Consider the following 13,360-nt stretch of genomic DNA (forward strand, 5'->3'; position numbering starts at 1 on the left):
CCCCGAGCTTTTCTGACAGAAAGAGGACAACCATGTCTGTTGTGGCCGACTTCGCCAACACCGAGCTGGCGGACGTGACCCCGGGCCGTATCGGCAACGAGGCGACCCCGACCATGCTCACCCCGACGGCCACCATCGCGACCCCCGAGGGTGTCGCCGTGACCGCCGCGACCGCCTACGCCTTCAACGAGGTCACGAACGACCTCGCGGGCTGAACGGCCGGCCGGCGGGCGATGCTGACCGGCATCGCTAGCTCCGTCCGATGAAAGACGCGGCGGCACGGTACGCCCGATACGCATACCGTGCCGCCGCTTTTCGTATCCACCGTACTCGTATTCACACCATCGGGAGCACCCATCCATGTTCCTCAGCGCTCCGCCCGAGGTCACGGCACGCCGAGTGGCTTCGCTGGGTACGCTGGTCTCCGCACTCGAAATGCTGAGCCAGACGCGTAAGTTCGAAGAAGGCGAAATGCTGAGCGGGCAGTTGGCGAACATGCGCCCCAAGTTCGCCAAGCGCTTTCCCCGGCTGACCCGCGCCCTGGAGTCCAAGCAGGCGGCGGTCGCCCTGTACGGGATACAGGCGGGCGCTTCCGCCGCCACACTGATCTGGGGCCACAAGCGCGGAGTGCGCACGGTGGGCAGTGCCGTTCTGGCGGCGACGGGCGCGGCCGGACGGCTGCGCTCCCCCTTCGGCGGGGACGGCGCCGACCAGCTCCAGCAAGTGATCAACATCGCCCTCGCCTCGACCGGCACCTTCAAGGACGGCGACAAGGCCCGCGACGTGGCGATGCGCGCGCTGGCGCTGGAGACGAGCATCTCCTATGTCGCGTCCGGTGTGGTCAAGCTCGTGTCCCCGGTGTGGCTCAGCGGAGAGGCGTTCAGCGGCGTCATCCGTACGCGCAACTACGGCGACCAGCGCGTCTACCGGCTCGTGCACAAGTACCCGACGGTCGGAAAGCTCGTGACCTGGGGGACGATCGCCGCGGAGGTCTCCTTCCCGCTGGTCTTCGTCCTGCCCAGGCCCGCGGCGAAGGCCTACCTCGGCTCCATGACGCTGTTCCATCTCGGAATCGGACAGTTCATGGGCCTCAACCGCTTCGTACTGGCGTTCGGCGCCACGCATCCGGCACTTCTCTACGTCTTCGCCCAGCGGGACGAGCGCGCGGAACGGGCCGGTCACCCTGTGTGATCGACCTCGATCACCACGGCCGTGCCGTACGCGCACACCTCCGTGCCCACGTCCGCCGCCTCCGTCACATCGAAGCGGAACGCGAGCACACCGTTGGCGCCACGCGCGCGTGCCTGCTCGACGAGTCGCTCCATGGCCTGGTTGCGGGTCTGCACGAGGGTCTTGGTCAGCCCGCGCAGCTCCCCGCCGACCATCGACTTCAGCCCGGCACCGATCTGGCTCCCCAGGTGCCGGGAGCGCACGGTCAGGCCGAAGACCTCGCCGAGCACCTCCCGTACGCGATAGCCGGGTACGTCGTTCGTGGTGACGACGAGGACCTCGGGCCGGGGGCCCTGTCCACCGCCGTATTCGTCGATGCCCATGGTTCACAGCTTTGACCGGGACCGCCCACAGTGCATCCTGAGTACGCCCATGGAACCTGGGCCATGACGGCCGCGTTGATACTTTGAGGCAGTCAGCCCCAGCCCGTATCCCCCCAGCAGCAGGAGCCACATCCCCGTGACCACGCTTGCGCTCGGCCCCGAGTGGCTCAGCCCGGACTACCTGATCTCCACGTTCAGCCTGCCCGGCATCCTGCTCATCGTCTTCGCGGAGTCCGGACTCTTCGCGTTCCTGCCCGGCGACTCCCTGCTGTTCACGGCCGGCCTCTTCGTGGCCGAGGGCACCTACATCACCCAGCCGCTGTGGCTGGTCTGCACGCTGATCGTGATCGCCGCCGTCGTCGGTGACCAAGTGGGCTACATGATCGGCAAGTTCCTCGGCCCGAAGCTCTTCAACCGGCCGAACTCCAAGCTCTTCAAGCAGGAGAACCTGGACAAGGCCCACGAGTTCATGGAGAAGTACGGCCCCAAGGCGATCGTCCTGGCGCGCTTCGTCCCGATCGTGCGCACCTTCGCCCCCATCGTGGCCGGCGCCGGCCGCATGAAGTACCGCACGTTCCTCACGTACAACGTGATCGGCGGCATCGCCTGGGGCACCGGCGTCACCCTCGCGGGCTACTGGCTCGGCCAGATCGGCTTCATCAAGAAGAACGTCGAGTCGATCCTGATCCTGATCGTCCTGCTCTCCGTCCTCCCGATCGTCATCGAGTACCTGCGCGAGCGCTCCAAGAAGAAGAAGGCGGCGGCCTCGGCTCCGGCCCCCCAGTCCCAGCTGCCCGCCATGGACGACGCCACGACCCAGCTCCGCCGCATCACCCCGGACGACCAGCCCCCGCACCACCAGCAGCCGTACGGCGACCAGAACGGCTACAACGACCAGCAGTACTACAACCAGTACCCCCAGGCCCCGGGCTACGGCCAGCAGCAGCAGGGGAACCAGCAGCCTTACAACGGCGGCTACTGACCCGACCTGCTTTTTCAGGGGCGCGGGGCTGTATCGATATGCGGCTCCGCCGCGTGGGCGCGATCAACCACGAACCGCCCGCGGCCGCCAACGGACAGGAAGCCCCGACCCCATGGGCAAAGGGCGTCAGAAACCCCTGGTCCGCTTGGCGGCCCGCCGCTTCTCCGCGGACCCGATCCGCAGGAACATCCGCGAGATCTCGGACCCCAGATTCACCCCGATGGCGATCGCCATGGCCAGCGCCACCGCCTTGGACAGCGACACCAGCCCCTCGTCGATCTCGTTCTGCGCGATCGCCAGCAGACCGAAGTACGTCGCGGAACCCGGCAGCAACGGCCCGATCGCGGCGGTCGTGAACGGCAGAGCCGAAGCGAACTGGTACCGCGACAACAACTGCCCGAACAGCCCCACCAGCCCCGCCGCCGCGGCCGTGGACGCCACCGGCGAGATCCCTCCGGCAAGGTGCATCGCGCCGTACACGATCCACGCGACACCCCCGTTCAGCGTCACCCACACCACGGTGGATCGTTCCTGCTGAAGCAGCACGGCGAACGCCAGCGACAGCAGCATCGACGCCCCGATCAGCAGCACCGGATCGTCGGAGATTCCGAGCGCCCCGTCCGGGTTCAGCCGCGCCCCCAGCTGCACACCGAAGTACAGCACCAGCAGCACACCCGCGACGATGCCGACGAAGAAGTACAGCACCTCCAGCAGACGCGCGGACGCGGTGATGTAGAAGCCGGTCAGCCCATCCTGCACGCCCGCCACCAGCGCCCGCCCGGGCAGCAGCGCGAACAGCCCACCGGTGATGACCGCGGACGCGTTGACGTTCACATGGACGAGGGTGAGCGTGACCCCGATCGCGGCCGGCGGCATCGCGGCCACCGTGAACTGGTAGAACTCCGGCAGCCCGCGCCCCGCGCACAGCCACGCCAGCCGGTCACCGAGCATCGCGCCGAGCGCGGCCGCGACGAACACGAGCAGATCACCGCCGACGAGCACGGAGGCCGCACCGGCCAGCAGCCCGCTCGCACCGGTCAGCGCCCAGCCGGGGTAGGGGTGCCGGTTACGCCGGATCTCCGCCAGCCGCCGGTAGGCCTCCTCCAGGGAGACCGCCGTCTCGTCGTCGCTGAGATCGTCCACCAGCTGGTACACGGCCGCCAGCCGCGTGTAGTCGGTGCCCCTGCGGCGCACGGTCCGCGACGCCGTGACCGGGTCGTCGACGAGCGACGGCTGGTAGGAGATCGCCAGCAGCGTGAAGGTGACGTTCGGCTCGCAGCGGTCCAGACCGTAGGACCGGCAGACGGCGAACATGGCCGCCTCCACGTCCTCGGCGCCCTCACCGCCCGCCAGCAGCAACTCCCCGATACGCAGCGTCAGGTCGAGCACGCGCGGCACCGCGGGACCCGCCTCGTCGCTGCCGCGCTGGCTCGTCTCCGGCGCCGGCCGCTCCGCCACCGGCATGCGCAGCATGGTGCGCATCCGGTCCTGCCAGGGCACGTCCTTGGTCAGGCTCACGACGGGGATCCCGCTCGGCGGGGTGAACGCGGACAGGGCGTGCTTCGCGCTGTACGTGCTGGGCGGCGTGAACGCCGACCCCTCCTCGTCCACCGAGGGTGCCTGCGCGACGTCCAGCCCCTCCGGCACGGTGAACTCGGAGGTGGTCTCGGGCTCCGCACCGGTCGTCCGGTGCAAGGCGAGCCCTTCCGGGATCGCGAACTCCGACGTCGTCGACATCTCCCCGTCCACGACGGGTCCGGCGGGGGGAGGCCGGAACGCACTCCTCGCCTCGTCCGACTTCGGCTTGCGGTCCTCCGCGTCCGTCACTGCCTGGCGCTCCCTGTACGACACGTCAGCCTCGTACCCCCCATAGCCTCAGTATGCGCACAAACGGACGAACGGGCCGCACGCGCAAGCGTGCGGCCCGAGAGCATCAAGGGAGGAGGTCAGTGACCGCCCGACTCCTTGAAACGCTTGTAGGACCGCTCGATCTCGACCTCGGCGTCCGTACGACCCACCCAGTCGGCGCCCTCGACCGACTTGCCGGGCTCCAGGTCCTTGTAGACCTCGAAGAAGTGCTGGATCTCCAGGCGGTCGAACTCCGACACGTGGTGGATGTCCCGCAGGTGCTCCACACGCGGGTCCGTCGCCGGGACGCACAGCAGCTTGTCGTCGCCACCGGCCTCGTCCGTCATACGGAACATGCCGATCGCACGGCACTTGATGAGACAGCCGGGGAACGTCGGCTCGTCCAGGATGACCAGCGCGTCCAGCGGGTCGCCGTCCTCGCCGAGGGTGTTCTCGACGAAGCCGTAGTCGGTCGGGTAGGCGGTCGAGGTGAAGAGTCGCCGGTCCAGGCGGATACGACCGGTCTCGTGGTCCACCTCGTACTTGTTGCGCGAACCCTTCGGAATCTCGATCGTGACGTCGAACTCCACCGGTGGCTCCTCCATGATCAACACATAGTTCTGGTGGTTAAGTGTCCCTCACGCAGGTGTGTGATCGCGAAAGGGGCTGGTGTTCGTGCCAGAGCTGAGGCCATGGCGGTCCGCGAGACCGCACATGGTGCGGATCGCGGGCGCCGTACGACCCCGCCTGGCCCGGGCCGCCGCGGCCGCGAAACCACGGGTCGCGCGGCTTGTACAGGCCGGGAAACCGCAGGTCGCACGGGTCGCACGGGCGAAGACCTGGCAGTACACCGCGGGTGCCGCCACCGCCGGTCTCGCACTGGCCGCCGGTGTGGTGACCGCCGCCGGTCCCTGGGACTCCTCGGGTCAGCGTACGGCCGAGCGGGACCGGGCCGCCGCCCTGAACCGCCCGGGTGGCACAGATCACGGCGGCACCTCCGGCGCCCCCGGCCGCCCCCGGCCCGCGCCCAGCGCCGCCCCGGTGCTGACCGGCCTCGGCGGCGTCAGCAAGGTGAAGGCCGCCCCCGACGGCAAGGCCCTCGCCAACGCCCTCACACCGCTGCTGAAGGACCCGGCGCTCGGCCCCCGGCCCGCCGCGGCGGTCGTGGACGTCACGAGCGGCAGGCGCCTCTACGGCACGGGCTCGGACGCCGCGCTCACCCCGGCCTCGACGACGAAGATCGCCACGGCCGTCGCCGCGCTGTCCGCCATGGGCGCCGACCACCGCATCACCACCCGCGCCGCGCTGGAACCCGACACCGAGGAAGTCGTCCTGGTCGGCGGCGGCGACCCCACGCTCACGGCCCACGAGGACGACGGGGGCTGGGCGAGCCTGCGCGACCTGGCCGCCGAGACGGCCGGTTCCCTCGCCGAACGGGGCGTCCGCGAGGTGACGCTCTCCTACGACACGACCCTCTACGCGGGCGACGAAAAGCACCCGATCGGGGTCAACCCCAACCTCGCCCTCGTCAGCCCCCTGATGGCCGACGAGGGCCGCACCGACGACTCGACGAGAGGGCCGGTCGCCCGTGTCCCCGACCCGGCCGCGGACGCGGCCCGCCGGTTCGGGGACCTCCTGAAGTCCCATGGCATCAAGACCACGGCCCCCGGCCCGTCCAAGGCCACCAGCCGGGCCAAGACCCTCGCCACGGTCTCCTCGCCCCCGCTCTCGGCCCTCGTCGAACGCATGCTGACCAACAGCGACAACGACATCGCCGAGGCCCTCGCCCGCCAGACGGCCCTCGCGACCGGCGACCGTGCCGACTTCGCCGGCGCCGACCGGGCGGTCGGCGCGCGGCTGCGTGAACTCGGCCTCCCCTTGAAGGGCGCCGCCTTCAAGGACGGCAGCGGCCTGAACCGCGCCGACCGGCTGACGGCGGACCTCCTCACCGCCCTCCTGGCCAAGGCGGCCGACCCCGACCGCCCCGAACTCCGCCCGGCCCTCACCGGCCTCCCCATCGCCGGCTTCACCGGAACCCTGACCAGCCGTTACACGGACGGAGCAGCCGGCGTCGTACGCGCCAAGACCGGCACCCTGACCGGCGTCAACACCCTCGCGGGCACCCTCGTCGACCAGGACGGCCGCCTCCTCGCCTTCGCCTTCATGGCCAACGACACGACCAACCCGGAGGCGGCCCAGAAGGCCCTGGACAGAGCGGCCACGACCCTGGCGGAATGCGGCTGCCGCTAACGCCCCCGCCCGGCTGCGGCCAGTCGCCCCGCCCGGCTGCGGCCAGTCGCCCCGCCCGGCTGTGGGCAGTCGTTCCGCTGGGGCGGAACGGGTGGGCACAGCCGACAACGCCGAGCACCGGCCGAGAAACCCCGGCCCCTGCCGACCCGCAGAACACCGAGTACCTGAGAACGGCCCCCGGGCGTCACCCACCCTCGCCGCCCTGCCCCAGCGGCGAGCGCTCACGTACGGTTGACGCATGACGAGCATCGGTGGTGCTTCAACCGGCATGGTCGACTGGAATCTCGCGGTCGCGACCGCGACCCGGCTCGTACGGCCGGGCCCCGACGTCAGCCGGGACGAGGCCCGCGCCGTCGTCGCGGAACTGCGCCGGCACGCCAAGGCCTCGGAGGGACACGTCCGCGGCTTCACCCGCCTGGGCACCGAGGAGGGGCACGACACCCCCGTCCTCGTCGTCGACCGCCCCGGCTGGGTCCGCGCGAACGTCGCAGGATTCCGGGAACTCCTCAAGCCCCTGCTCGACAAGATGCAGGACCGGCGCGGCAACACCCCCGGCGGTGCGGTGATGAGCGCGGTCGGCGGCAAGGTCACCGGCGTCGAGCTGGGCATGCTGCTGTCCTTCCTGGCCTCCCGCGTCCTCGGACAGTACGAGACCTTCGCCCCCGCCACCGCCGGGCTCCCGGCCGCGGAGAACGGCGGCGGCCGGCTCCTGCTCGTCGCCCCGAACATCGTGCACGTGGAGCGCGAACTCGACGTCGACCCCCACGACTTCCGCCTCTGGGTGTGCCTCCACGAGGAGACCCACCGCACCCAGTTCACCGCCGTGCCCTGGCTGCGGGACCACCTCGAAGGCGAGATCCAGTCCTTCCTGGGCGAGACCGACGTCGACCCCATGACCGTCCTGGAACGCGTACGCGAAGCCGCCCAGAGCCTCGCCGGGGGCCGCCCCGAGGCCGAGGAGGACGACGGCGGGCGCTCCCTCGTCGAGATCGTGCAGACCCCCGCCCAGCGGGAGATCCTCGGCCGCCTCACCGCCGTCATGTCCCTGCTGGAGGGCCACGCGGACTTCGTGATGGACGGCGTCGGACCGGACGTCGTACCGACCGTCGGAGAGATCCGCGAGAAGTTCCAGCAGCGCCGCGCGAAGGGCGCCTCCCGCCTGGACCTGGCCCTGCGCAAGCTCCTCGGCCTGGACGCCAAACTCCGTCAGTACCGCGACGGCGAACGCTTCGTCCGGGCCGTCGTCGACGAGGTCGGCATGGACGGCTTCAACCGGGTGTGGACCTCGCCCAACACCCTCCCGACCAAGACGGAGATCGCCAAACCGGCGGACTGGATCGCGCGGGTGCATCGCAGGACCGAGTAGTGAACATCGCGGCAAGGTCGTGAAAGGAATCCGGTCGACGGCAGGCGAACGCCCCTCCAATCACCCGTCCGAGGGACCGTGAGGCAGGGGTAGGCGTGCAATGCTCGGGGAACGGCCCGGTTCTGTCACCATCTACACACTCTGCGTGACCGAACCTCGGGCTCACCCCCCGACAACTTCATGAAGGGAACCGGACATGGGTCCCCATCCTGCGGTCGCGGCGATACGCCTGGCGGTCCGCCGCGTCCTCCACGACCTCCTCACCGAACACCACAGCGCCACCGCCGCGCTCCCGCACGCCCCCTCGCACGAGCCTCCCCCACTCTCGGCTTCGCTCGAGCGGGAGGTACCCCCATCCCCGCCGCTCGTGCTCGTGGCATGCTCCGGCGGCGCCGACTCCATGGCCCTGGCCTCCGCCCTCGCCTTCGAGTCCCCCAAACTCGGCATCCGAGCCGGCGGGGTGACCGTCGACCACGGCCTCCAGCCCGGCTCCGACGCACGCGCCGCGGAAGTCGTCCAGCGCCTGCGCGAACTCGGCCTCGATCCGGTTGACTCCGTCGCCGTGACCGTAGGACGCGGCGGCGGCCCGGAAGCCGCCGCCCGCGACGCCCGCTACGCCGCGCTCGACACCGCGGCCGAAAGCCACGGCGCCACCGCGGTCCTGCTCGGCCACACCCGCGACGACCAGGCCGAAACCGTCCTCCTGGGACTTGCCCGGGGCTCCGGCATCCGCTCCCTGTCCGGCATGGCCGCGGTCTCGGGGGCCGGCGGCCGTTACCGGCGCCCCTTCCTGGAACTCGACCGGCAGACCGCCCGCAAGGCCTGCATGGTCCAGTCCCTGCCCGTCTGGGACGACCCCCACAACGCCGACCCGGCCTACACCCGCTCCCGGCTGCGCCACGAAGGCCTGCCCGCCCTGGAGAAGGCCCTCGGCAAGGGCGTCGTCGAAGCCCTCGCCCGTACGGCACAGCTCTCCCGCGACGACGCCGACGCCCTCGACGCCTGGGCCGGCCGGGTCGAGGCCACCGTCCGCGACGCCACCGGGGTGCTGGAGTGCGCGAAGCTCTACGCCCTGCCCCCCGCCGTACGCCGCCGCGTCCTGCGCCGGGCCGCCATCGCGGCCGGTGCTCCGGCCGGCTCGCTGTTCGCCCGCCACATCGAGGAAGTCGACCGGCTCATCACCGGCTGGCGCGGTCAGGGAGCCATCAACCTCCCCGGCAAGGTCGTGGCCCAGCGGCAGGGTGGCAGACTGGTGATTCGGCAAGGCTGAACCACGACCCCTCCGGGCAGTCGATGGAGGGGCCGCTCAGCCGGTGGGACGACCGAAAGTGATGCGGGTGGACGCGAAAGACATGGGTGCCGACCTTCAACAGGTACTCATCACCAAGGAAGAGATCGACGCCAAGCTGGCAGAGCTGGCCGCGAAGATCGACGCGGAGTACGCGGGCAAGGACCTGCTGATCGTCGGAGTCCTCAAGGGCGCGGTGATGGTCATGGCCGATCTCGCCCGGGCGCTGTCCACCCCCCTCACCATGGACTGGATGGCCGTATCCTCGTACGGGGCGGGCACCCAGTCCTCCGGTGTGGTGCGGATCCTCAAGGACCTCGACACCGACATCAAGGGCAGGCACGTCCTCATCGTCGAAGACATCATCGACTCCGGCCTGACCCTGTCCTGGCTGCTCTCCAACCTCGGCTCGCGCGAGCCCGCCTCCCTCAAGGTGTGCACCCTGCTGCGCAAGCCCGAGGCCGCGAAGGTCGCCATCGACGTGGAATGGGTCGGATTCGACATCCCCAACGAATTCGTCGTCGGCTACGGCCTGGACTACGCCGAGAAGTACCGCAACCTCCCGTTCGTCGGTACGCTCGCGCCCCACGTCTACGGCGGCTGAATCCCGGCCGGGATGCCGTGACGGTGATCGGGAACCCCAGCGGACTTCCCGCCGTTGGAGCATGCGTAGACGGATCGCCAGTCGTCCCGCGCAGCTTCAGGTGACAATGCTGGGGTACCGTCCGAAGAACAGTCTTTATCAAACTCACTATGGCAGGAGGGACGGGGCGGCACCGCTCCGTATGGATGGACGTGAAGCGATACTTCCGTGGGCCGGTCATGTGGATCGTGCTGGCCGTCCTTGCCGTGGTCGTGTTGATGCAGGTCGTCGGCTCGTCCGGTGGCTACAAGACGGTGGACACCGGCCAGGTCGTCCAGGCGATCAACCAGAACAAGGTGGAGTCGGCCAAGCTGACCACCGGTGACGAGCAGACCATCAAGGTCACGCTCAAGGACGGCGTAAAGGTCGAGGGCAGCTCGAAGATCCAGGCGAGCTACATCGGCGACCAGGGCGTGGACATCGCCAACACGCTGCAGAACAAGTACCAGGACAAGCAGATCTCGGACGGCTACACCATCTCGCCGTCCAAGCAGAACCCGTTCATCGGGATGCTGATCTCCTTCCTGCTGCCCCTGGTCCTCATCGTGGTCATCTTCCTGTTCCTGATGAACCAGATGCAGGGTGGCGGCTCCCGGGTCATGAACTTCGGGAAGTCCAAGGCCAAGCTCATCACCAAGGACACCCCGAAGACGACGTTCTCGGACGTCGCGGGCTCGGACGAGGCCGTCGAGGAGCTCTACGAGATCAAGGAGTTCCTCCAGGAGCCGGCCAAGTTCCAGGCCGTCGGCGCCAAGATCCCCAAGGGCGTGCTGCTGTACGGCCCGCCCGGCACCGGCAAGACCCTGCTCGCGCGTGCCGTCGCGGGCGAGGCGGGCGTGCCGTTCTACTCGATCTCCGGTTCCGACTTCGTCGAGATGTTCGTCGGTGTCGGTGCCTCCCGAGTCCGTGACCTGTTCGAGCAGGCCAAGGCGAACGCCCCGGCGATCGTCTTCGTCGACGAGATCGACGCGGTCGGCCGCCACCGCGGCGCCGGCCTCGGCGGTGGTCACGACGAGCGCGAGCAGACCCTGAACCAGCTGCTCGTCGAGATGGACGGCTTCGACGTCAAGGGCGGCGTCATCCTGATCGCCGCCACGAACCGCCCGGACATCCTCGACCCGGCCCTTCTGCGCCCCGGCCGCTTCGACCGCCAGATCGCGGTCGACCGCCCGGACATGCAGGGCCGTCTGGAGATCCTCAAGGTCCACCAGAAGGGCAAGCCGGTCGCGCCCGACGTCGACCTCTCGGCGGTCTCCCGCCGTACGCCCGGCATGACGGGCGCCGATCTGGCCAACGTGCTGAACGAGGCCGCCCTGCTGACGGCCCGCAGCGACCAGAAGCTGATCGACAACCACATGCTGGACGAGGCGATCGACCGTGTGGTCGCGGGCCCGCAGAAGCGGACCCGGATCATGTCGGACAAGGAGAAGAAGATCACCGCGTACCACGAGGGCGGACACGCCCTGGTCGCGGCGGCCTCACCCAACTCCGATCCCGTCCACAAGATCACGATCCTCTCCAGAGGCCGTGCCCTCGGCTACACGATGGTGCTGCCGGACGAGGACAAGTACTCGACCACGCGCAACGAGATGCTCGACCAGCTGGCCTACATGCTGGGTGGCCGCGCGGCCGAGGAGCTCGTCTTCCACGACCCGACGACGGGTGCCGCCAACGACATCGAGAAGGCCACCGGCCTGGCCCGCGCGATGGTCACGCAGTACGGCATGACCGAGCGTCTCGGCGCGATCAAGTTCGGCGGCGACAACACCGAGCCGTTCCTCGGACGTGAGATGGCCCACCAGCGCGACTACTCGGAAGAGATCGCCGCGCTGGTCGACGAAGAGGTCAAGAAGCTCATCGAGACCGCGCACAACGAGGCGTGGGAGATCCTGGTCGAGAACCGCGACGTGCTGGACAACCTGGTCCTGGCCCTCCTCGAGAAGGAGACGCTGGGCAAGGAGGAGATCGCCGAGGTCTTCTCCCAGATCGTCAAGCGCCCGCCGCGGCCCGCCTGGACCGGCTCCTCCCGGCGTACGCCGTCCACCCGTCCGCCGGTCCTCTCCCCCAGGGAGCTGGCCCTGACGAACGGGGCGAACGGCGCGACGCCGGCGATCTCCACCGCGAAGAGCACCGCGGCGGAGCCCGCCCCGACGCCCGAGCCCACCCCGGAGGACCGCCCCGAGAGCTGACCACGCTCTCCGCTCCCGGCGGCCCCAGGGCCCGGAATGGATGCCGCGCCCCCCAGGTTTTAGCCTGGGGGGCGCGGCTTTTCGCCATCTCCGCGCGCCGCCCCATGAAGCACACAGGAACGAGGCACCCAGATGACCGACCCCGTGACGCTGGCCGGCGAGGGCCAGCTCGGCGAATTCGACGAGAAGAGAGCCGAGAACGCCGTTCGGGAACTGCTGATCGCGGTCGGCGAGGACCCGGACCGCGAGGGGCTCCGGGAGACGCCGGGGCGAGTCGCGCGGGCGTACAAGGAGATATTCGGCGGGCTGTGGCAGAAGCCGGAGGACGTGCTGACGACGACGTTCGACATCGGGCACGACGAGATGGTGCTCGTGAAGGACATCGAGGTGTACTCAACCTGTGAGCACCATCTGGTGCCGTTCCGCGGCGTCGCGCACGTCGGGTACATCCCGGCGACCAGCGGAAAGATCACCGGGCTGTCCAAGCTGGCCCGGCTCGTGGACGTCTATGCCCGGCGCCCGCAGGTGCAGGAACGACTCACCACGCAGATCGCGGACTCGCTGATGGAGATCCTGGAGCCGCGCGGGGTCATCGTGGTCGTGGAGTGCGAGCACATGTGCATGTCGATGCGCGGCATTCGCAAGCCCGGCGCGAAGACGCTGACGTCGGCCGTGCGAGGGCAGCTGAGGGACGCGGCGACGCGGAACGAGGCGATGAGCCTCATCATGGCGCGCTGACGCCCGGCGTCACGTCGTGGGGGCCGTGCCCGTGCCGTTGTGTTCGTCGTCCTCCGGGAGTTTGCAGACGCGCTCCAGGAAGATGGCGGCCGCTATGACGGCGATGCCCGCGACGACGGAGAGGCCGGCGTAGATGGCCTGGTCGCGGCGGGCGGGGATGTCGAGGGACTCCAGGAGGAAGACGCCGGTGCCGCCGTACATGCCGGAGACGAGGGCGGCGACCAGGGCGCTGGCGTGGCCGAAAACGACCGCGCGGGCCGCCATCATGGGGTCGACGCCCTTGGCGTCGGGCTGCCGCTCGCGCTGGTCCTTGAGACGGGCGCGGAGCGAGAGCGCCGTGGCCAGGAGGACCACGGCGATCATGGCGAGGACGATGGGGGCGGCCATGGGGACGCCGGGAAGGGTGCCGACCGAGTTCCACAGCCGGGCCCCGGCCCAGGACAGCACCCCGGCCACGACGAAGACGCCGACCAGCACCCTGATGCGCAGCTCTCTCACGGTGT

At 69.8% G+C, this 13,360-nt stretch carries 13 protein-coding genes; 9 read left to right on the top strand and 4 right to left on the bottom strand.

Going from position 1 to position 13,360, the window contains the following annotated elements; all coding sequences use genetic code 11:
* The first annotated feature begins 32 nt into the window (after positions 1 to 32).
* Positions 33 to 215, top strand: a complete 183-nt coding sequence (locus ACZ6I3_RS25915) for a linaridin family RiPP (protein ID WP_215119833.1) — start codon at positions 33 to 35, stop codon at positions 213 to 215.
* Positions 216 to 360: 145 nt separating this feature from the next.
* Positions 361 to 1,191, top strand: a complete 831-nt coding sequence (locus ACZ6I3_RS25920; protein WP_469417749.1) for a hypothetical protein — start codon at positions 361 to 363, stop codon at positions 1,189 to 1,191.
* Here ACZ6I3_RS25920 and ACZ6I3_RS25925 read toward each other — a convergent pair.
* Entirely contained in the window at positions 1,179 to 1,553 is a 375-nt protein-coding gene (locus tag ACZ6I3_RS25925; protein ID WP_469417751.1) for a YbjQ family protein, read from the bottom strand. The genes ACZ6I3_RS25920 and ACZ6I3_RS25925 overlap by 13 nt on opposite strands.
* Positions 1,554 to 1,689: 136 nt before the next feature.
* Between ACZ6I3_RS25925 and ACZ6I3_RS25930 the strand changes: the two genes are divergently transcribed.
* Complete coding sequence (locus ACZ6I3_RS25930) at positions 1,690 to 2,535, top strand: DedA family protein (protein ID WP_469417753.1); 846 nt, start codon at positions 1,690 to 1,692, stop codon at positions 2,533 to 2,535.
* 126 nt (positions 2,536 to 2,661) lie between these two features.
* On the opposite strand, the gene ACZ6I3_RS25935 is transcribed toward ACZ6I3_RS25930, so the two are convergent.
* Together ACZ6I3_RS25935 and ACZ6I3_RS25940 are read right to left on the bottom strand one after the other, a co-directional pair.
* Positions 2,662 to 4,362 carry a threonine/serine exporter family protein gene (locus tag ACZ6I3_RS25935; RefSeq protein ID WP_469417755.1) on the bottom strand — a complete coding sequence of 567 codons (1,701 nt, stop codon included), beginning with the start codon at positions 4,360 to 4,362 and terminating at the stop codon, positions 2,662 to 2,664.
* Between the two features lie 119 nt (positions 4,363 to 4,481).
* A complete protein-coding gene (locus ACZ6I3_RS25940) occupies positions 4,482 to 4,973 on the bottom strand; it encodes an inorganic diphosphatase (protein ID WP_215119828.1) in 492 nt (163 codons plus the stop codon).
* A gap of 124 nt (positions 4,974 to 5,097) precedes the next feature.
* Here ACZ6I3_RS25940 and dacB point away from each other — a divergent pair, with 124 nt between their 5' ends.
* From dacB to folE, 6 genes are all read left to right on the top strand, one after another.
* Positions 5,098 to 6,633, top strand: coding sequence for a D-alanyl-D-alanine carboxypeptidase/D-alanyl-D-alanine endopeptidase (gene dacB, locus ACZ6I3_RS25945; RefSeq protein WP_469417843.1), 1,536 nt, complete (start codon positions 5,098 to 5,100; stop codon positions 6,631 to 6,633).
* 238 nt (positions 6,634 to 6,871) lie between these two features.
* The gene (locus ACZ6I3_RS25950) at positions 6,872 to 7,999 is read left to right on the top strand and encodes a zinc-dependent metalloprotease (RefSeq protein ID WP_469417756.1); all 1,128 of its coding nucleotides are present in this window, start codon (positions 6,872 to 6,874) and stop codon (positions 7,997 to 7,999) included.
* A gap of 196 nt (positions 8,000 to 8,195) precedes the next feature.
* On the top strand, positions 8,196 to 9,269 hold the full coding sequence (gene tilS, locus ACZ6I3_RS25955) for a tRNA lysidine(34) synthetase TilS (protein ID WP_469417758.1): 1,074 nt from the start codon (positions 8,196 to 8,198) through the stop codon (positions 9,267 to 9,269).
* 61 nt (positions 9,270 to 9,330) lie between these two features.
* Positions 9,331 to 9,891: a hypoxanthine phosphoribosyltransferase gene (gene hpt, locus ACZ6I3_RS25960; protein ID WP_469417845.1), complete on the top strand. Its 561-nt coding sequence runs from the start codon at positions 9,331 to 9,333 to the stop codon at positions 9,889 to 9,891.
* A 185-nt stretch (positions 9,892 to 10,076) separates the two neighbouring features.
* Entirely contained in the window at positions 10,077 to 12,119 is a 2,043-nt protein-coding gene (gene ftsH / locus ACZ6I3_RS25965) for an ATP-dependent zinc metalloprotease FtsH (protein WP_469417846.1), read from the top strand.
* Between the two features lie 132 nt (positions 12,120 to 12,251).
* Positions 12,252 to 12,857 carry a GTP cyclohydrolase I FolE gene (gene folE, locus ACZ6I3_RS25970; protein ID WP_469417760.1) on the top strand — a complete coding sequence of 202 codons (606 nt, stop codon included), beginning with the start codon at positions 12,252 to 12,254 and terminating at the stop codon, positions 12,855 to 12,857.
* Between the two features lie 9 nt (positions 12,858 to 12,866).
* Here the strand turns inward: folE and ACZ6I3_RS25975 are convergent, their stop codons facing one another.
* Entirely contained in the window at positions 12,867 to 13,355 is a 489-nt protein-coding gene (locus tag ACZ6I3_RS25975; RefSeq protein WP_469417762.1) for a DUF3180 domain-containing protein, read from the bottom strand.
* Positions 13,356 to 13,360 lie beyond the last annotated feature (5 nt).

This window comes from Streptomyces sp. NPDC041940 (genome assembly GCF_055589465.1).